This is a genomic window from Enterococcus sp. AZ196 (assembly GCF_050498845.1).
GTDB lineage: Bacteria > Bacillota > Bacilli > Lactobacillales > Enterococcaceae > Enterococcus_A > Enterococcus_A murrayae.
Map to the genome: position 1 here is coordinate 1,519,965 of NZ_JBIPAM010000002.1, position 21,148 is coordinate 1,541,112.

The 21,148-nt window shown below is 38.0% G+C and carries 14 protein-coding genes and 1 pseudogene; 3 read left to right on the plus strand and 12 right to left on the minus strand.

Going from position 1 to position 21,148, the window contains the following annotated elements; translation table 11 throughout:
* Positions 1-24: 24 nt before the first annotated feature.
* Complete coding sequence (locus tag IGI67_RS24995; RefSeq protein ID WP_429959763.1) at positions 25-3,381, minus strand: hypothetical protein; 3,357 nt, start codon at positions 3,379-3,381, stop codon at positions 25-27.
* Between the two features lie 182 nt (positions 3,382-3,563).
* Between IGI67_RS24995 and IGI67_RS25000 the strand changes: the two genes are divergently transcribed.
* Positions 3,564-5,066, plus strand: a complete 1,503-nt coding sequence (locus tag IGI67_RS25000; protein WP_429959764.1) for a helix-turn-helix domain-containing protein — start codon at positions 3,564-3,566, stop codon at positions 5,064-5,066.
* A 199-nt stretch (positions 5,067-5,265) separates the two neighbouring features.
* Positions 5,266-6,777, plus strand: coding sequence for a helix-turn-helix domain-containing protein (locus IGI67_RS25005; RefSeq protein WP_429959765.1), 1,512 nt, complete (start codon positions 5,266-5,268; stop codon positions 6,775-6,777).
* A gap of 149 nt (positions 6,778-6,926) precedes the next feature.
* On the opposite strand, the gene IGI67_RS25010 is transcribed toward IGI67_RS25005, so the two are convergent.
* From IGI67_RS25010 to IGI67_RS25035, 6 genes are all read right to left on the minus strand, one after another.
* Positions 6,927-7,655 carry a winged helix-turn-helix domain-containing protein gene (locus tag IGI67_RS25010; protein ID WP_429959766.1) on the minus strand — a complete coding sequence of 243 codons (729 nt, stop codon included), beginning with the start codon at positions 7,653-7,655 and terminating at the stop codon, positions 6,927-6,929.
* Positions 7,656-7,791: 136 nt separating this feature from the next.
* Positions 7,792-8,868, minus strand: a complete 1,077-nt coding sequence (locus tag IGI67_RS25015) for a DUF916 and DUF3324 domain-containing protein (RefSeq protein ID WP_429959767.1) — start codon at positions 8,866-8,868, stop codon at positions 7,792-7,794.
* 100 nt (positions 8,869-8,968) lie between these two features.
* Entirely contained in the window at positions 8,969-9,610 is a 642-nt protein-coding gene (locus tag IGI67_RS25020; RefSeq protein WP_429959768.1) for a WxL domain-containing protein, read from the minus strand.
* Positions 9,611-9,622: 12 nt separating this feature from the next.
* Positions 9,623-9,985, minus strand: coding sequence for a hypothetical protein (locus tag IGI67_RS25025; protein ID WP_207107613.1), 363 nt, complete (start codon positions 9,983-9,985; stop codon positions 9,623-9,625).
* Between the two features lie 22 nt (positions 9,986-10,007).
* Positions 10,008-13,760, minus strand: a complete 3,753-nt coding sequence (locus tag IGI67_RS25030; protein ID WP_429959769.1) for a WxL domain-containing protein — start codon at positions 13,758-13,760, stop codon at positions 10,008-10,010.
* 502 nt (positions 13,761-14,262) lie between these two features.
* The gene (locus IGI67_RS25035) at positions 14,263-15,369 is read right to left on the minus strand and encodes a tyrosine-type recombinase/integrase (RefSeq protein ID WP_429959770.1); all 1,107 of its coding nucleotides are present in this window, start codon (positions 15,367-15,369) and stop codon (positions 14,263-14,265) included.
* A gap of 835 nt (positions 15,370-16,204) precedes the next feature.
* Here IGI67_RS25035 and IGI67_RS25040 point away from each other — a divergent pair.
* A complete protein-coding gene (locus IGI67_RS25040) occupies positions 16,205-16,459 on the plus strand; it encodes a YiaA/YiaB family inner membrane protein (protein ID WP_347401785.1) in 255 nt (84 codons plus the stop codon).
* Positions 16,460-16,577: 118 nt separating this feature from the next.
* Here the strand turns inward: IGI67_RS25040 and IGI67_RS25045 are convergent, their stop codons facing one another.
* The 5 genes and pseudogenes from IGI67_RS25045 to rhaD all read right to left on the minus strand — a co-directional run bounded on the left by IGI67_RS25045 (position 16,578) and on the right by rhaD (position 21,142).
* Entirely contained in the window at positions 16,578-17,570 is a 993-nt protein-coding gene (locus tag IGI67_RS25045; RefSeq protein WP_429959771.1) for an aldo/keto reductase, read from the minus strand.
* Between the two features lie 348 nt (positions 17,571-17,918).
* Positions 17,919-18,434 carry a YjbQ family protein gene (locus IGI67_RS25050; RefSeq protein ID WP_429959828.1) on the minus strand — a complete coding sequence of 172 codons (516 nt, stop codon included), beginning with the start codon at positions 18,432-18,434 and terminating at the stop codon, positions 17,919-17,921.
* Between the two features lie 9 nt (positions 18,435-18,443).
* A pseudogene (locus IGI67_RS25055) lies at positions 18,444-19,124 on the minus strand (triose-phosphate isomerase); the annotation flags it as partial.
* Positions 19,125-19,159: 35 nt separating this feature from the next.
* Positions 19,160-20,311 carry a lactaldehyde reductase gene (gene fucO, locus IGI67_RS25060; RefSeq protein ID WP_429959772.1) on the minus strand — a complete coding sequence of 384 codons (1,152 nt, stop codon included), beginning with the start codon at positions 20,309-20,311 and terminating at the stop codon, positions 19,160-19,162.
* Positions 20,312-20,323: 12 nt separating this feature from the next.
* Entirely contained in the window at positions 20,324-21,142 is an 819-nt protein-coding gene (rhaD, locus tag IGI67_RS25065) for a rhamnulose-1-phosphate aldolase (RefSeq protein ID WP_429959773.1), read from the minus strand.
* Positions 21,143-21,148 lie beyond the last annotated feature (6 nt).

Here is a 21,148-nt window from a genome sequence, read left to right on the forward strand (position 1 = left end):
TTCCTTCTTTCGTGCCCTGTGAGACTAGCCAAATGTGCCGCTAAAAAGTTCCTGTCCATTGTCTTCATTTACCACCAAAGTATAGGTGAACGCTGCTTGATCCGAAAATTCTTCTGGAATAATCGCTTGGAAGGATTCTTCATCTGAAATCTCTGTCGGCAGCCCCCATGAACTTGGTGCAGATGTCAAACTTGCTTTTTCATACACGACTTCGCCATCTTTGTTAGTAACGACTAAATTTTTACTTGAACCAGAACGAGCTGTTTCGCTATCAAGATAGCCTTCAAAAACTAGCTGATTTTCTTTATTCCAGTATTTGTTCACTAGCTTGATCGAGTCAGTTGAATTTTTAGTAATAGAAATTCCAGGTCGATTGCCGATAACCTTTGGTTGAACAGTGTTGCTCTTAACAACTACTTTTTCTAAATCAGCATAATTGTCATGGATTGGTCCCATACGTGAGATCATTTGAGTCAAATCTAGCTCTGTTTCCTCAACAACTTCGCCATCAATGGCAACAGTCATTTGAATCGTGTATGTTCCTTCATCTAGTGCTCCTAATACATCATTGCTGGCAATGATTTGATAGCCATTGAAACGTCCTTCTTGATACCAGTCTGTATTTGCCACGTCTAGTTTGGCTGCAACTTGTTTTGTTTCTGCATCAATTAGATTAGCTGTCTTGGTAACACGTGCGGCATCTGATAGGTCCCATCCTTCATTCTCGATCTTTCCTTCATACACTAAGCCAAAGTTTTCCCAGTAGCCAATCTCAAATTTTGATGTAGTTGGATAAGATTTTTTGGCAACAGTCATTTTAGTTTCTTCACTAGCTTTGTCTTCTTTATCTGGTTGGTGACCGATTACTTGAACAGAAACTTCATCATTTTCTATTAAATCAATAGATTTAGGAAGCGTTACTTTGTAATCTGTATCAGAAATAACCGCTTTAGAAGCTGTTTCCTCACCGTTAATGCGGACAACTAGATCGTAATTCCGGTCAAAATTGCTATCTTCTTGAGGGATATGGCCTGAAATCGTTGCATCATGTTCGAATAGTTCATTAAGACTTGCTTCTTCAACGACCCATTCATCATAATCTGATATGTCTTCAACCTTCACAGCCACTTTTTCACTGGTCTTATCTTTTTTGTCCGCTTGGTGACCGATTACTTGAACAGCTACTTCATCGCCATCAGCTAATTTCACTTCTTTTGGTAGCGTAAATTTGAACTCTTTTCCAGCTTCAGCATCAATTTTTCCAATTGATTCTTCGTTGACGAAAGCTTCTAGCTCGTAGGTACGTCCAAATTCTGTGTCTTGGCTGCCAATTGAGCCAGTTAATTCTTCATCTGTACTTTTCACACTATTTAGCGTAGGCTGATTGATTTTCCAGCCTGTGTAATTTGAAGCTTCAGTTACAGTACGTTTTGCTTCCTCACTGTATTTGTCTTCTCGACCTGCTTGAGAACCTATAACTTTTATAGCTACTTCGTCATTTTCGGCCAGCTTCACGTCTTGCGGCAAATCAAATTTGAATTCTTTGTCTGCTTCCACATCAATAGTGCCTACTGATTTTTGATTCACAAACGCTTCAATGGCATACGTGCGTCCAAACTCTGTGCTTTGGCTACCCGTATTTCCTGTTAACGCGTGATCTGCATCGGTTACTTCATTTAATGTAGGTGTAGTGATCTTCCAGTCATTCCAATCGGTGTTGTCGTTGACCACCTGGGTTGTTTCAACTACTTTATCTGCTTTTTTATCTTGATGCCCAATGACTACAGCCTTCACTACATCATTTGGAGCCAATTCATCTACTTCTGCTTCAAACGGATAAGACTTCAATACGGCTTCAATATCTTTTTCTGAATCTACCAATGTGTCATTGACATACAATTCATAGTCATACGTACGTTCTCCAGCATGGTTTTGGATGGGGATAAAGCCTGAAATCATTGTTTCCCCAGCAGAAAATGTATTCTTGAAGACTGCCGGCTGCACTTCCCAGTCTTCATAGCCGTCTGTCTCTTCTTTCACAACAACCATTTGAGACTTCGCTGTTTTATCTGCCTCACCTGATTGCTTACCAGTAATTGTTGCTTCAACGACATCCCCATCTTTCAGCCCATCTATATAAGGAACAACAACATCTACGTCGTCTTTAATATTTTCTTTTTTGTAAATCTCTTCACCATTAAGTGTTACTTCTAATTGATAAGAACGATTTAATTGTCTGTTTTGAACAGGTGTCGTCATTTGAACTAAAAATTCTTCTTCATACGCTTGAGCAATTGCAGGCGCTTCAACCTTCCAATCTTTCCAAGGGACAATATCCGTTTCATTTATTGCATAAACAAAATCAGAGTATTTAGTATTTACTTTTCCATTATTGTTTGTATATTTTTCTGTTCCCTTGACCCGGGCAGAAACTACATCACTGTCCTTCAGATAGGTACCAAAGTCAAACTCCCAATCTCCTTTTTCATCCATTGCTATTTCCCGATAAGGCTGATTGTTTACCGCCAATTCAATGACATAGTCTGTTTCATGCTCATTTTTTTCATCCTGCAAACCATTTCCATAGAAAAATGATGGCTGCTCTTCCAGACGGTACATTGTCGTATCTTCAACAGGATTTTCAATCCAAGAATCTAAAATGCTCTCACCATTGACAACCGAAACGATCGAGCCTTTGCCGCCTATCGTAATAAAATCAGCAGAGCTGCTGCGTGAACGAATTGAGTAAGAATCTTTCCGCTCAACTAAACGGTTCGTATCTTTATGCCATTGGCCTAAGTCAATATACAGATCTGTTTGTAAGGTTACCGAACTTAAATTAACAGTAAAGTTTGGTGATTTATAAACGATCTTCTGACCATTTGCTTCATAATACATCGTTTCAGAATTGAAAAGGCCTGTTTTTTTGTTCCAAAGATCGCCTTCAATCTTATTCGTGGTTGTCCCAAGTCCACTTGGTCGAGTAACCGTTCCTCGAATGTATTTTTCATAATTTGGTGTTGAAAAGAATTCATCGGCAATTTCAGGATCAATAAAAATTTCTTGTTTAAATTGGGCTCCGACTCCTGCCGAAAATCCTGATTTCCCTTTCGTACTAACATGGAGTACATCTCCATCAGCAGTCAGCGTTCTGAAGGTATCGGTAAAACCTGTGTTTAAGTTCATTGTTGGTTCGATAGCATCTAATTTAGCCTGAGCATCTAAATCAAGCAGCTTTGGTTGATGTTTTTCCGTGTTTACTACCTTGACGTGATCATTCTCCTTGGCAAAATAATGCGTGTTGTATAATAATGGACTAGCCAATACTGTAGCAATCACAGCCCCCTTCAAATATCGAGTTGTGTTTGAATTATTCTTCATAAAGTTATTCTCCTTTGTGTTTTGAGTTGACTTTACGAATTATAGAGACTTTCAAGTCTTCGTGCAGATCGAAAAATACCATTAAGAAATGGAAAAAAATGACCGTCAAAATAATGGATTACTTTTTTACTATTTACATAATTATGATAAGCTCATCTGGATAAAAGAAATGGAGGGTTACGATGATTGATCCTTATATTTTTAATAAGAATATTCGAACCAAATTAAGAATCTTAAGTATTATTGAGAATACTTCACAATGGTATAGTGCAGAAAAGCTTTCTGCACTAACTTCAATTGAAAAGAAAACGATCTTGAAATATTGTAAAGAGCTCGCAGAGGATTCAGAAAAGTTCGCGAAGGGTGACCTGCAGATTTTGATTAGCAAGAGTCAGGGCATATTTTTGGAGGCAAAAAATAAAAATATCCTTTCTCAATTTAAGGTCTATCTATTGGAAGATACCTTAACGATAAAACTGATGCGTCGCTTTTTTTCAAGTCAGCCAAATAACCTAACACAGCTAGAACAAGAATTCTTTGTTAGTGAATCTACTATTAAAAGAAAAATTCGTTCTTTCAGAAAAAACTTAGCTCCCTATGGTATCCAAATAATCTATAAAAATGGCAGCTATGAATTGATCGGCAGCGAATCTCAAATTAGAATGTATTTTCTTATTTCGACATGGATGACCTTTAAAGGAAGCTGCTGGCCTTTTCCTACATTAAAAGAAGAGAAAATCAACAGAACAATAAATGATATTCTGGCACTAGAAAGGCTTAACTCCAGTGATTTGAGCGAAACAGATAAGCGTCTATTAAGTTACTCCTTAGCGATCATCATTTTACGTTACCATCAAGGAAAAATGATTGATTGGCGTTCTGAATGGAATGTGTATGAAGAAGTGAATCATCAGCTGCAATTGGATTCTGCTTTAAAGGAATATCTACTCTCAGATAACGAAATAAATTTTTTCCTAATTGTGCTGCAAACATTTGTAAAAACATATGATTTCCCCGAATTAAGTGCGCGTTTCATTGAGGCCCATAAGAAATACAACACGCCTGCTTATGAAGCTTCAAAGGATTTTTTTCATTTTTTCAAGCAGCGTTTTGAAATTCCTGTTGATGATGATCTAGAGAAAAGTACCATGGGGTATTTCATTGCGTGCCATCTTTTTACAGATATTTTCAAGGGCTTCCCAATCGGTATTATTGGGTATGATATCACGACAGAAACTAAAGCTTCGTATCCTTTTGCTGCAAACGAGGTGTATCAATTGATCGATGATTTGCAGGCACACACCAATCTAGCACTTTTTCGGGAGAGGGAACAACTACATATGAGGTATACACTGTTTCTTATTTCGATAGAACAACTAAGTAAATTTGAACCGCCCATTACAATTTATTTCGAAAGCGATCTGCCCGTTTTTGCAGAACAACGAGTAAAACAAAGAATTTCATCCATTTTTATCAATTGGTATCACATTCATTTTGTTAAAAATGCCAGCGAGGAGCATGACTTAATCATCGCGACCAGTTCTGCCCCAAATACTCATCGCTTGAGTATTAGTGGAAAACCCGTAGTTTTTATCAATCAAAATTTAAGCTATGAGGATTTTTTCGCTCTAAATTCTGTGTTAAAGGAACTCCACTCTACCAGAAGGAATTCTCAAGCAAGATGAATAGTTTCTTTCAATTTATTGAGCGTCTGCTATTTAGCAGGCGCTTTTTTGCGTATACATCCTCATGATTTTCTAGTTTCTCTTGTAAAATATATACCAACGGTCACTTAAGTTAAAAAGATATCTTCAGAGCCAAATTATGTTAATATTTGAATAAAATTAAATATATACTGTTTCTTATAGAAAACGGAGGTCTACCATGATTCATTTAAATAATTTCTTGGGAAATGAGTCAGTAAAAGAGCTGGAGCTGCTCCGAGTATTATATAAGAACCCTCGATTTATAGACGTTGAGGAATTAAGTACCCAATTAAAAATGAATCGACATTCTATTTATAAATACTTTGATTTATTGCAGAATACCCCTTACATAGAAGAAAATAGATCAAAAGAAATCTTGCTTGCTAAACGTGGTCAAGGATATAAATTTACTGGAACTAAAAAAGACTATAAAATTATTTATCAACAGGTCATTCAAACGAATCCATTTTTCAAATTAGTAGAACTGCTTTTACAGAATAATGAAATAAATATCATAAAATTCACTCATGATAATTTTATTTCTGAATCGAAGGTTCGAAAGCGCCTTTATGAGTTAAAGCCTCTCTTTGAAGATATCGGACTTTCCTTAAAAAGAAGAGATGGAAATGTCCTACTGCGTGGAGACGAGGCAAAAATTCGATTTTTCGCAGTTGCCTTTTTTTGGAATATCTACCATGGGTCCTATTGGCCATTCCCTGGTATTTCTGAGAAAAAATGTGAAGAACTTGTAGCTAGTATTTTTGCTAAAAATACTATTAAGTACAATGACATAGGCCTTAAGCTTACCTGTTACGTTTTTGCCGTCACTATTCTACGTTTTAGAAAGGGCTTTCGTATCGAGGGAAAGAAAATTGACTCTATCAAGCATTCTCCTTATATCGCTAAAAACTTGCTGGCAATCATCTTGAGTACAGATAGTGATTTCAACACGGCATTGTTAGAAGAGCTACATTCAAAGTATCTTTTAGATCGAACAGAAATCTACTTTCTGATTCTTTGGTTCTATTCTAACTCTAATTTTTATTTACTAAATAGTAAATTGGTTCATTTCTTAGACAAAGCTCCTGCAGGACTATTGCCCTATCCAAATCCTTTCAGCGAATTATTGAAAGACTCAAATCATTTTTCTGATTTTGACACCTTTTCAACGAACACTAAACAAAGCTTTTTAAGTACAATTATGGCAGGCTGTCTATCTGTAGAACTGTTTGGCAAAACAAGCTTTACAGTAACTGGATACGAAGTAGAAAAATATATAAAAAAGCATTTTCCAAAGCTGCTGTTCCACACGACCAATTTATTAGCCCAATCAGCTGTTTATCCTGATGATCCTGACAAACGTCAAGGATTAGCTCTAACATTTGCAATAGCAAGTACACTGATTGAAAGTCCCTCTAAATTTGCAAAAAAAATTAGAATAAAAGTAGAGACTGACTTGCCTACTGTTCTTGAATTTTTTGTCATCGAGCGGATTAAAAGTACTTTTCAAAGCTTTTACAACCTTGAAATAAGTAACTCGATAGCCTATCAAAATGCGGATTTCTGTATAAGTACAAATTTTCTTTCTGAGAGCGACTCCTTCGTTGAAACGCTGCTGATTGATGCCCAAGTAACTCTTTCAGATATCCTCGCTATCAACCAGAAAATCCTTCAGATTTTGGATGCCTGATTATGCTGGTTTTGAACGGATTGTTCTATAAGTCTTTTCAAAAGACAGAGAACCATTATGTAAAACAAAAGTGTACAGAAAAGATAATTTGAAGTGTATCCTGTCACGTAGACGGAATACACCTCATCCCTTTTCTGTACACTAAAAAATTACGATTTCACACCAAATTCGTTTTTTGCTAGAAAGGAATGGATAGCCAATCCCATTCGATACCCCTTTCCCCAAACCGTTTGCAGCTCAGACTTTTCAAATCCGACTTCCTCAATTTTTATTTTTAATCGATTAATTAACGATGATAGTTGGCTCAGGTTAGAGTTTGTTGGAGCGCTATCCCATAAACTTTGACAAAAGTCTTCTCTTGCAACAGTCTTGCTTTCTGCCTTGTACAGCTGGAGAAGCACTTTCCGTTCGTTATTGGATAGGCCAGAAAGAAAGTGTTGGCATTTGATTTCTGATAATCCTTTCCCATTCATTTTGTTAAGTGACATCTGACTTTCCTGTTGTGACTCTTTTTTTTCTGAAACATTGTTTCTTGCAATTACTTCTACAAGTTCTGCTGTTGGCGTTTTAGCATCGATCCAATCATCAATATCCTCTAACATCCATGAAAACTCTCCGCTTTTGATTAACTCTCGATCCCCTTTACGAACAATTTTGCGGCCGCTTTTGAGCAAAATTGGTAAACAATCCACTAATTCTAGAGTTGAAATCGTATCGCTAAGGATTATTACAGAAAAGTGTTGAATAAGTTCCAAACAGTCCGCTGCCTGATACAGTAAACTAGACGAGCAATACACCTCGTCGTTTAACCGTTGAAGGGCGCTTTGAAGGTCTTGTTCGGCGAGTGAATTTTTCGTTAGTATTAAAATTTTAGTCATAATGTCCCTCCGTTGTTTTGAGTGTTTTAGCAATTTGCATCCAGTTAAAACACACCTACGCTATTCTGAAATTTTATTAGCTTAACACCAAAAAACTGATGCATGATTTCTATCCAGCTCTAATTAAGATTTGTTTTTATTTTTTTTCATTCTTCAATTTTTCCAATAATGCTTTTTGCTGTTTGTTTTTGCGAATCAAATAGATTGCTACTAAAACAGCTACAGCAACGATTGCTCCAAGAATAATAACTAGGGTATAACTTTCAGGCTCAACATCTGGATCAGCTTCATTAAATTTATTTGCTTGTTCGCGGGTCACTGTAAACTCTTCGTTGACTGGCCACTTATTATTTCCAGAAACGATCGATCCAGTCAAAACATAGTCACCTGCTTCATATTGCTTCCCTTTCATAGAAACAAATAAGTCAAAAATGGTGTTAGGGGCAAATTGCATATCTTTTTGATCTGTTTTAGCGATTACCTCATCTGATCCTTTTTTCTTTAATTCAGCCTGATAGTTCACTTTATTTATATATGTAGGAGTGCTGTTGCGTACTTTCAGAGACACTGCATTTCGTACGTTCAATTGGTCCGCCTGAGCTCCTTCAAAAACAACTTTTGGTGTTACTAACTCGTCATTATTTCGCAATAATAAGGCGATTTGATAGCCATAAAGATTTTTTAAACTGGTTGAGGTTTCTTTGCTGGATTTTTCGTCATTATTCTTGCTCGATTCACCTTTTTGAGCTAAGTAAATCCCCCCAGCAATCACGCCTTTGAATTCTTCCGAGGGCATAGTGATCGTTAATTTCAACTCTCTTTCTTCCCCTGGAGACAACGTAATCTCTTTTTCTGACAATTGCACAATATCTTCAATATTGTGTTTTAAACTTTTATCATATACACGCTCTTTATTATTATGATTGGAATATTCAACAACTCCGCCAGTGTTAGTCATTGCTGAATTTATCTGCGGCAATATAACTACATTTTCATCTGTAGGGTTTTTCAGCAGAACTGCAATTTCTTGTTCGTCTCCAGGATTCATAAGCAAATCAAAATAGGAGACTTCCTTATTGTATTGATTATCAGGGATATTAGGCGTCACGCTAAATTTTAACCCGTCAACTGCTTGGGCTGTTTGGGCAAATGCTAACCCACTAAAAATCAGAAATGTGCTTAGTAAAAAAATAACAAACTTACGGCTTTTCATGTACTGACCTCTCTTTTATTTCATCTTATTTATCATAAAAACTGGCTCAAACATTGCCTTAAAAATCAGAAATGTTTGAGCCAATCTTACTCGTAACTTATTAAGTTGCTGGAGTTGCTGAAACAGTCCAAACGATTTCAGAATCGTAGGTACCTACTGATTTAGCAGATGCCCCCGGTACGTCCAATGTAAAGTGTGTTAAGTTTAAAGTAGTTGTCCCTTTTCCGACAGAACCAGTTTCAGTAGCTGTTGCGCCCATTACTTTTTTCTCCTGGCCAGGAATTAACGTCAATTTTCCAGAAGTAAAATCAGTTGAACCAGAAACTGGAACTGAAGTTGGATCACCATATGCAGCCAATTCTGCTGAAGCTAAATCATTTGTACCATCATTGAATTGAGCCGTTTGTTGAACCGTTACACTCCAGCCTTTGCTAGCCGCACTACGGCCATCGATTACCTTTACCGCACTTGTTGTAAGATCCGATGCTGACGCGTTTTCATTATCGGTTCCGCTGTCAGTTGCGTAATAAGTCTTATCCGTGTCGTACTGAATCGTATGCGATCCAAAGTCAAGGTCATCTGGTAAGTCAGAGCCAACTAACTCTAAGTCCCCTTCAACATAAGCAACATGCCCATCTGTTGTTTTAGTGACCGCTGCAGCAGCTGTTGGCAACCCCGCATTCAAACTTAATAGTGAAATCCCAACGACTCCACACACATAACCTAATGTTCTTTTCTTCATATTATTCTCTCCTTAATTTTTTTTATAATAAAACAACAAGTGTTTTACTAACTTAGTTAAATAAAGCATGATACAAAACGCTATTATGCCTATCCCTATACCAACTGTCGACCACTTTATCAAGCTGCCTGTTTGCGGAAACTGCTTATTGGATTGTGATCGTGAGTCAGAGGAAGGTCGTGTTTTAGAAACCGTTTCTTCTTTCGTATTGCTCTCAGAAGTTTTTGTGTCTTCTAAATAGAAGCCAACTTTGCCGGTTGAACCATTTTTATTATTTTCCAATTCCTGAGCACCGTACCCAATAGAGGTGTTTGCTAGAAATACGAACAGGCTCAAGAACAGGCAAGCAAAAATTCTCATCAGCTGCTTTTTCATTCGTTCTTCTCCCTTCCTCCGTTTACGGTATATTTGACACCAGCCACTCTATTTGAGTTGTATAGTCACTAGCATACTTTTCAGCGGTGCTAGGGATCTCTAGCTTAAATTTTTCAAGCGGCAATTCAACGATTCCTTTACCTTGTCCATTTGAGGCTAGTAGCAGCTGACTTGAGACATTGGGGGTTAGGGTGACTCTTTGATCACTTACACCGCCTGGTGCTCCTCCAGTACTTTGACTCAAGTCGGGTTGTCCAGCATGAAACGATAGTTGAGCTCCGGTCAGTTCTTGATTGGAGGCTGTCTTAAATTGAGTCAGCTGCTTTACTGTCAGACTCCAACCAACAGTGGATAAGCGAGTATCCTTAACACCGACCGCTCCTGTTGTCATATCTGTCGCCGCCGCATTCTCATTATCACTTCCGCTATCTGTTGCGTAGTAGGTCTTATCTGCGCTGTTTTCTATTTTATGTGTCCCAAATTTTAACTGGTCAGGAATCTTTGCGGTTAACAATTCTAACTCCTCGACGATACTATCTGGCTGCCACTGAGCTGTAAAAATTACATCTGCTTGTGCCATCGTATACGTAGTTGGTGAACTGGATAAGAATGGATTTTGATAGATTTGATTATCCACACTGTTTAGCCAACCAACGAATTTGTGATCGGATTTGACTAAATCACCTTGTGGAGCGACATTCACTATATCACCTTGGCTATATAATGTTGGATCATTAGGAGTCGTTCCGCCATCCGCTCCGTTAGGATCATACGTGACAGTATATTGCTGTTCACGTCGGACTAACATATTGATCTCGTGTAAAATCATGTCTGGATTTACAACACTACTCTCATCAGTAAAAATTCGTTCTGCTGATTTATGATTCAAACGTCTCGCAGTCAATTTTGCTTCAGTGTAGTCGGTATCCGAGGTAAACAATTTGTTTTGAGCAATCTGAGATGTATCAATAACAATATCGTTATTCGTATCCGTCCTAACAGCTGTCCACTCATAATTAGCATATTTTTCAATATTGAAATCTGCAGCTGTTGAATAAGGTGTCGTCGGTGTCGCATTGAAAGGATCAGAAACCTTTGTTTCATAATTTTCAATGATTTTAATGTCCTCTAGAGACCCATCTGTATCTATTTGATGATTCTCTACATAAAAAGCTGGATAGCTTCCTTTATCGGGTTGAAGGGTTTTAGAAGTTGCCTTAATGCTCAACTCATTGGGTTGTTCATTCCATTCTTCATCATAATTCTTGTTATTATAGATGGTGAGAATCGGTTGTCCTTCTGAAGAAATCCCAGCAAACCAGATTGGATATTTTTGAGCTATTACGTCTATGCTATCGCTTAAATGCCCTTTTCGCTGACTCCCTCCGCCTTCAATGTTTAAAGAGATATTGTCGGTTCTAAATCCGTAGGTACCACTCTCAATCTCCATAGAGGTTCTATAAAGCGTCATATAGCCTGATTCATCCGATTCCTTGAGTTCGATTCCTTTGTCACTAGTTTTAATGGATAAATAGCTATCTGAGAAATTATAATTATTTTGGTCCATCCCTTTAATCCCAATCGCAGCATTGATAATCGTGGCATTGATTCCAGAGAACTCTATCTGTGTACTAGCCCCTTCATCTCCACTAGTATTATCCGCTTCTATAGCAATGTCTCTTGCTGAAATCGTTACTGGAATTTGATATAAATTGGAATCACCTGTAAAGGACAGCCTCAGGCCTTGTTGTGCAACGATACCCTTTCCTTCACTAGCGACAATGTTGATTTTCGATCCTGTATCATGCTCGGTTTCACTATACCCAGTAATGGAGATATCCCGTTTTGTCTGAATTCCTGCTGAACGAGCATCCACATCTACGGTTATCACCCCTGCCGTATCTGATAATGCCTCTTCCAAGCGGATATCCAATTGAGCGGCTTTTATACCATGATCTCCCTTGGCCTCAACCGACACATTCTTATCTCCTACAATGCCAATTCTTGACTCCATTTCATCGTTTGAATAAATACCATAGGAGGCGTCTATTTCAATCGGTGCGGTTGCCTTTAAGCTTAAATCAACTCCTGAATGATCTAATCCCCGAAGTAAAATAGCTCCAGCGGACGTAGGTAATTCACCGCTTGAAATATTGTTGTCTGAAAATAACTGTTCAATCGTTGCCATGGTCGTATTAGACTCGCCAGTCGATTCGCCCAAAATAGAAATCTTTGGTTTTGGAGAGTCATACTTATTCGTAAGCATCTCCTCCGCTACGATTCCTTGTCCTTTGATAGCAGAGCCTGTAACTCCTACCTCTTGTTCTGGTTCTACTCGAATCCCTCCAGCAAAAATCCCCGTACCATCTGTTGATTGACCATTGATTGTTCCTGAAGTCAGTTGTATTGACCCCGCTGTAATCTCATGCACTCCGCCATTATCATAAAAGTTTCTCATTATTATTCCAAAGCCTGTGTTGGTTGTTCCCTTTAAATCAGAAAGAAAATCCTCCCCGCTATGTGAATCAGGATAAGCTTCGTAATAATTCGCTTCTACCCCATTTCCCGATACGGAAGTACCATCAATTTTCCCACCATAATTTAGTAGGATCCCCTCAATAAAAATACCAATACCAGTAGAGGCTTCTCCCGTTAGATAGGCTTCATAAAAACGATCAGTTGCTTCCCCGGCAGATCCATATTTTGTTTCTACGGCTGCTCCTTCTGTCGAAAAAACACCGTAGCCTTCTGAATTGGACTTACCGGTCAACTCGGCTCCGTCCAACGTATACCTTGTAAATACAGCCCCTGAACCCGAACTTCCACTTGCTTCTGCATGCATTTTTGTCCCGATTTCTCCTATATACTCGCCGTATGCATTTTCTTGCTCGAGCTTCTCCCGAAAAGCGCTCATTGCTGAATAATCCTCGCGAGCAGGCGGGTTTTCTTTTGTTACGCTAATGCCTGCTTGATTCGCCGAAGTATGAACATCTCCGGTAATGTTCTCCGTCCCATCAACCGTATAAATCCCAATTTTATTTGATGATACATCTAGTTTAACTGGCTTCCAGTCCAGTTCCTCTCTCTCTCCAATGATCAATTTTGAAACCTTGATTCCATAATCCAAATTGTTATGAACAGCCAAAGCAGAGTCACTTAAAATGGTTAACTCACTAAACGTGCCATCTGCAATAATGATTTGCTGAATCTGATTAACACCTGAAGGTTTTCTTTCAGAATAGAGTTCATTAATAGTGGTGCTCCCTGAATTCGAAAATTCAACGATGGTGTTCTCGTCGTACTGACCTTCTTCCTTCACATGAGTGTCAGGATCGTATGTACCATCCACATAATCTTTTGGTGTATCCATCAAGAGATAGCTTCCATCATTTTTCAAAACTATTCCTGTATTTGAAACAGTTATTTTCGAGACAGCAGCATCTGTTGTTCCTCTAGTGTTTTTCGCAGCACGCTTTATATTCTTTTCGGGTTCACTATTTTCTGGAACCAAAGCATTGCTTTCTTCTGTGGTTTTGCGTTCATCAGATTCCTTTATCGGCGTTGATTGACTATTCTCAGATAGTTCATTTTCTACTACATTGCTCTGAGTAGCCTCTCGTGAAGAAGTATTCGTCGTTGTTGTTTCCGTCTCAGCTAAAGCAACCTCTGAAAATACTGGTACATTAATCCCCAGAACCACCCAGATGCTCAGCAAAATTTTTGTTTTTCTGATCACACCCCTCATTTTTATAAAGTTCTTAGACTTTTTTTCCAAAAACTATACACCTCCACTTTGACTCAACTGGATTAGAGTAACTATCTTGATCAAATTTCAGCAACAGCTGTTAAATCATTGTGATTCGCTCCAGTCCATCATAAAAACCAAAAAATTATGATATCGAATAGGTTCATTTCTAACTCTCACAAAAAACAAGCGAAACTTTTCGTTTTCTCACCCATAACTTTTAACAGAAAAAAAGGTTATCTGGTAAAATGAATCATAGAAATAAACACCCATTCATTTTTACCTTGGTCTTATAAAAACCAAGAAGCACGTCTAAAACGTTGGTGTAAAAGTGATTACAAGCGGTGTTTGACGTAATCTGACGGCAAATAGAAAAGGATGGCAAGCATAATGTAGAGTTGTTCGATTTTTTTTATGACGACTGAAAATTTCGTGATTGCTTTACTATCACCGTTTAAAGTAAGCGCTTTCTTTAAATTTGAAAAAGAAAGCACCCAAAATTGTGTATTCATTTTTTAAAATTGTTTAGTAATTACTGAAGGATTTTCTCCAGTTGAACAATGACATGCATTCGCTGCTCCATCATCGAATCGGCATAGGTATCTAATGTTAATTGCGTAGACGTATGTCCCAACATAGCGCTCACAGATAAGATATCTCCTTGAGCCTCCAAACAACGAGTTGCGAAGGTATGACGCAATTGGTGGAAATGAATATCCTGAATACCTGCTTGATCACGTAAACGATGAAAATGATACGTCAACAATCGCGGTTCCATTGGTCGACCATTTTTCGAAAATACATAAAGGCTAGTTGATTGCTTCCTTAATCGAAGTAATTGTTTTTTTAGCTTCATACCGAACGGAACTATTCTTACCGCTGCTTCGGTTTTAGCAGTATCATAGCTTAGCTGAGTCCTTTGCGTCTCGCTTGTCAAAGCAAGTCGTTGATAAGTATTATTGACATGTATGATGTCTCGTTCAAAATCGATATTCGACCAACGCAATGCCGCAACTTCCCCAATTCGTAAGCCCGTATACAATGCCAAATAGGTTGGTAATCCCCGTGCCCCTCCTTCTTTTAAAGCAACCTTTTCCAAATTTTGTTGTTCTTTTTTGGTCAACGAGCGAATCTTTTTTTTCTTCTCTTTTGGCATTTTAATAGTAGAAAAAGGGTTCTCTTTCAAATGGTCTAACCTTTTTGCATGATTTAAACATTGACACACTATGCGCATAGCAGCTTTCATAGTGGAGGCCTTTAAGCCTAAACGAACCCATTGCTGAACCAATTGTTTTCCTATTTCAGAGTTCAACTCGTTTAATAGCTGGTTTCCGATAAAAGGAAAAACATACTTGATTAGTTTGTAGTGATAGTTCTCATAGGTAGACGGCTTCACCTCATATTGAATCGATTGTAGCCATTGATACCCCCACTCCTCAAAGGGGATGCAGGAGCTCCCTTGAATTTTTTGAATGGTTTGATAATGAACCTTTAATGGATAAAGTTTTACCCGCACTTCTTGCAAGGTCTTTCCATAGACATAGCCATACTTTACTTTTCCATCAGCCTTACGTCCTTTTTTATACCGTCCTTCCCAACGACCGTCTTTTCTCTGATAAATATTTTCTCCTCTACGCATGTGATTCTCCTTCTATATTGACGGCGCAACTGACGTTCTAAACGTACAGCTTTTGCCAGATAATTGTGATTTCGAAGCCTCAATCATTTCTTAATTAATCTCAATAATTTAATTTCACGATATTTTACTAATAAAAGTCAAAAAATAAGTTGATATTTCACTCTAGCTGACATATAATGTTGCTAACAAATAATTAATATCACGTTATATTTGTTATCTGTTGATTGTTTTACTATCTTGGTCTTTATAAAACCAAGATAGTTAATGGGTATATAGATTGTGAAAAAAACATGAGCTGACTCTTCTGGGAACGAACCTAGAAGAGCACTTTTTGTATACAATCGAGTAGCTCTTGATAAGACGAGTAAGGACTATACGATCAATACTCAACTTCGAAAACCATCAGTATCGAAAGATTATCACGCTAAAGATTACACAAGAGCTCAAAAAACTACCTTGTTCAGTATCATTTTTTATCACTGACTATTTATCCATAGAAATTGTCAGTTGAGATGCTTTAGTACTGATTTGAAAAAATAGGTAAACAAAATCACTCATTTTCACCTGAGAACAGCAATCAAAAAAAGCAATTGATATTTATTATCATTTAATATAAAATATACTTATTGTTTTGAAAAAAATGATGAATAATGTTTTGAAAAAAGTGGTGATTGGGGAAAATTGTTGTTTGTTTGGTTTTTTGGGGTAATTTTCTACAGAGCAGATGTATATCCTTTCAAATTTATATGTTCATTATGACAATAACTCAACTATTCATAGTGCCGCGAGATGTTTAATCTTTAAAGATTCAGGAGGTGATTTGTTGAATAATAATATCAAAAAGAAAGCTTACAGGAATACACCAGCCTTTGTGTTGTTATCTTGGGCTACATTCATATTCTTTTGTGTACTTATACTTATTGGTCTATATACATTAAAAGAACCATTGATGGTCAAAGGATACTATTTAATGGGTTCTGTTGGTTTGATCTCCTCTTCTTTCACTCTTTCGAAAGTGATTCGAGACAACCAAGAAGATGAAGAGAGATACAATAAAATGTTCCGCGTTCAAGACGAAGATGAAGCGTAATAAAAGCCTAAACTGCATAGAACTATGCAGTTTAGGCTTTTAATTTTATTTATCCTTTTTTTACTTGATGAAATCGATTGGCAGAAATGGACTATTTTTGATCCGATGTGAATCAAAATTATTTCTTCGCTAGAATCCGCTCGATCGTTGACAGTTCATCTGCACTGAAATCTAGATTATTCAGTGCCTTTATATTATCTTCTAATTGACTTAGTTTAGATGCTCCGACTAATACGCTGATAACAGCTTTTTGCTGCTGATTCCACGCCACCGCCATTTGGGCTAATGTCTGACCACGCTGTTTTGCAATTTGATTCAGCTCACGAACAATTGACAGCGTATCCTCCACATTTTCTTCATTTAAAAATTGAATCTCAGAACGGTGTGCACGAGAATCTTCTGGAATTCCATCCAAATATCGATCTGTCAATAAGCCTTGTGCCAACGGGCTAAAGACAATAGCTCCAAGCCCTTCTTCTTCCAACACATCTGTTAATCCATCCTCAATCCACCGATCAAACATGTTATACCGTGGTTGATGAATAATAAAAGGCGTCTTTAATTCTTTAAAGATTTTCGCGATTGCGGCTGTCCTTTGTGCATCGTAATTGGAAATGCCAATATATAGAGCCTTCCCTTGACGAACAAGCAGATCCAAAGCACCCGCCGTTTCTTCTAAGGGGGTGTCGTAATCTGGGCGATGATGGTAAAAAATGTCAACATAATCCAAGCCCAATCGCTTCAGACTTTGATCACAGCTGGCAATGATATTTTTCTTTGATCCCCACTCACCATAGGGTCCAGGCCACATATAGTAACCGGCTTTTGATGAAATGATCAGCTCATCACGGTAAGGCTTTAAATCCTGAGTCATGATACGCCCAAAATTCTCTTCAGCTGCTCCTGCAGGCGGACCATAATTATTGGCTAAATCAAAATGTGTAATTCCTCGATCAAAAGCCCCCAATACAATCTCCCGCTGCTTTTCAAAATGGTCATAGCCGCCAAAATTGTTCCACAATCCCAGTGAAATCGCAGGAAGCTTCAAACCTGATTTTCCAACTCGATTGTACTTCATCGTTTCATACCTTTTTTCATCTGCTACGTACATCATAACCCTTCTTTCTCATCTATTTTTACCTGAGATGTCCGAAACAAGCTCAATGACATCCTTCCTTCAAATTTTACTGCGGATTCTGATTCAGAACAACTAAAACAATGTGCTTAGAATGGAATAAAGCTTTCAAAAAATCACTTTGAAAAAAAGTTTGCTCATTTAAACTATATATACGTTTTATTTAATAGAATCCTTTCTTCTTTCTCTCTCTTGATAACCAAATTTTCCTTACTTATACTTAAATCCGGTAACTGTTTTATTTTATAGATAGCTTTTCCCCTAACACAAAAAACGTTCGATAGAAGGTTTCTATCGAACGAGCTAGCCTTTCTTTTATTGAAATTAATTTCCCATTATTTGTATTCGACAAGTACGTTCTCTCACCCGGTTTTGATCGAAATCAACAAAATAAATGGAACCTACAACACCGATAGACAAAGCGCCATCATTTAAGGCAAAAGTCTCACTTGCTCCAAAAATAGATGACCGGATATGTGCATCGCCATTCAGTAAGATTGCTGGATCTGAAGGGTGCTCTGGATGATCCAATTTGAACAAGAAATCTTTATGTGCTGGTCCAGGGTATCGATAATTGGTATTTTCTGACAGCTCTCTCGGTATCAAGCGGTCTAATATCGTATTCATATCCACTTGCAGGTAATCATCCCCATTAAAATCAAGATCATGCATAAACTCTTCAAAAATTACTGAGCACGTAGTATGCTGTGATTGAACTAGACACAAACCATATCGTATACCGCTTTCTTTAATAAACTCGTTTACTTGCTGGGTAACATTATGATAAGTAATACGGCGCCCATTTGATTTCAAGATCAATTCTTTAGTTGCGACTTTCATCGGATAGCATTCCTCCTTGTATGTCAAAAGAACCTCAATCATTTCTCGTAATGTAGTCTTTGGGGAGCTGGAACAAACAATTCCACTCGTTCCGCCAGTCCCATCGGCTCCAGATTCAAGTACTTTTTTAACATCAGCTGCTGAACTTATTCCGGCTGCCTGTAATATTTTCGTTTTTGGTGAAATCTCCCTGATAGCTGCATTACATTCGGCCATATAGCTTTTGTCACTTGTTGTGCCTGAGCCAATCAATTCAGTAGGCTCACAAACAATAATTGATGGTTCAAGCAGAGCTACAGCTTTTCCTTCAGTTACTGAATTGGCACAAATAATTGTGTGTAAGCCTAGCTCTTTTGCTCTTTTTACAGCTTTTTCCAAGTCGTGATAGGTCATTGGGTGTTCAGCATGATTCAAAAAAGTAGCTTTGGCTCCTACTGAAACTAGCGATTCAGGAAAGATATGGCCCATCCCTCTTCCAGAAGGTATTCCATCCATGTGCTGTGATGTAATGATTAAATTTTTAGTTTGACTTACCACTTGGTATGCCTCAGTAAATGGTACTGTGAAAAATATCGTCAGGTCATATCGAAACGCTAATTCATCCGCACACAGAGCCAAGTCGAGCAGCTCTGTGCCAAATAAATATCCTTTCGGATTAACGCAAAAGAACGGTGTTTGAATGATTTCCATAGCTTTTCTCCAATCTTTGGTAGGAAAGTCTCGAATTACATTAAGCTTTTATATAATTCAATAATCTCTTTGACTAAAGCCTCTCTTGGATTACCAGGACTACAAACATCTTTAAAGGCATCCTCAGCAATTTTTGGCAGATCTTCAGCTTTCACACCCAATTCTGAAATCGTACTAGGGATACCCACATCTTTACTTAAGGTGTCAACAGCATCACATGCAGCATTACGAACTGTTTCCAAATCCATTGTATCCGCACCTTCGATCCCTAAGACAACAGCAATAGCTCTGTATTTTTCTCCAGTATGTTCCTTATTGAAGCGCATAATTGTTGGCAATAACGACGCACAAGCAACACCATGAGGGATGTTATACCATGCGGATAGAGGATGGGCCATACCGTGTACTAATCCTAATCCGACATTTGAAAACCCCATTCCAGCTATATACTGACCAAGAGCCATATTCTCTCTTCCAAGCTGATTTCCAGCAACTGAATCACGCAAAGAACGCCCGATGATTTCGATTGCCTTTAAGTGCATCATATCTGTCATTTCCCAAGCACCCTTGGTTATATATCCTTCAATAGCATGAGTCATGGCATCCATTCCTGTAGCGGCGCATAATGATTTGGGCATTCCCATCATCATATCGCTATCAACAAAAGCAACAATTGGAATATCATGTGGATCTACACAAACGAACTTCCTTTGATTTTCTTTATCGGTAATTACATAGTTTATTGTTACCTCTGCTGCCGTTCCAGAGGTCGTCGGTACCGCAAAAATTGGCAAGCTTGGATTTTTCGTCTTCGCTTCTCCTTCTAAACTAACAACATCGGAAAATTCAGGATTTGTTAAAATAATCCCTATTGCTTTAGCCGTGTCAATTGGTGAACCCCCGCCAATCGCAATCATACATTCTGCAGCTGAACGCTTAACAAACTCAACGCCGGCTTTTACATTTTCAATAGTAGGATTTGGAACGATGTCATCATAAATCACGTAGTCCACTCTAGCTTCTTCCAATAAACGAGTGACTTTTGTTGCAACCCCTAAATCGATCAAAGCTTTGTCTGTTACAACTGCAATTTTTTCATAGCCGCGTTGCTGTAATTCATCTATGATGTGTTTAATTGCCCCTTTACCAAAGTATGAGGTCTCATTTAAAATGATTCTGTTTGCCATCTTTTCTCCCCCTTATATTTTGAAAAAATCTTTGTTCGGAGTAACACCAAACTGCTTAGCTAGCTCCTTAAAGTTTTCATCAGAAATTTTCTGTTTGACTCCTCCTTGGGCTTTTACATACGTGTAAACTTCAGCCGCTTTTTCGGCGGTTTCAATTAAGCCAAATGTTTCATCAATGGATCTTCCAGCCCCATAAACACCATGAAAAGACCATAGAACCAATCGGAAGTTCTTCATTGCGTCAGCTGTTGCTTCACCAATCTCATTAGATCCAGGAATTAACCAAGGCAACACACTTACCCCTTCTGGAAAAACGACCAGACACTCTGTACACATTTCCCATAATGTTCGAGAAAATGCTTTTGAAGTTAATTCATGGGTAAAAGTCATAGCCAGTAAATGTGTCGCGTGACAATGCATAACAACCTTATTCTCTGGATCAACCTCCAGCCGTGCAATATGACTCATAAAATGAGCAGGTAATTCACTAGTTGGCACCCCACCATCGCTGTAGCCCCACAGCAGATCCACACTGTGAGCATCTTCAGCAACCCTTAGAATACCTAAATTGTTTTCAGGATCAGATTTTACATTCTTAAAATATTTACCCGAACCAGTAACTAAGAAATACTTTCCAGCTAACGCTTGACCATCAAAGCTCATGGGAATATTACAAATAATTTTTTTCGTATCGATCACTTCTTGAACGTCTTTTTCCTCCAATAAATAGGTGATATTCCCTCCGTTTCTTTCATCCCAACCTAAACGGTAGAGATTCGATGTTACCTCGATCATTTCTTGAACTGGTTTATACTGTAAAATGTTCTTCAAATAAAT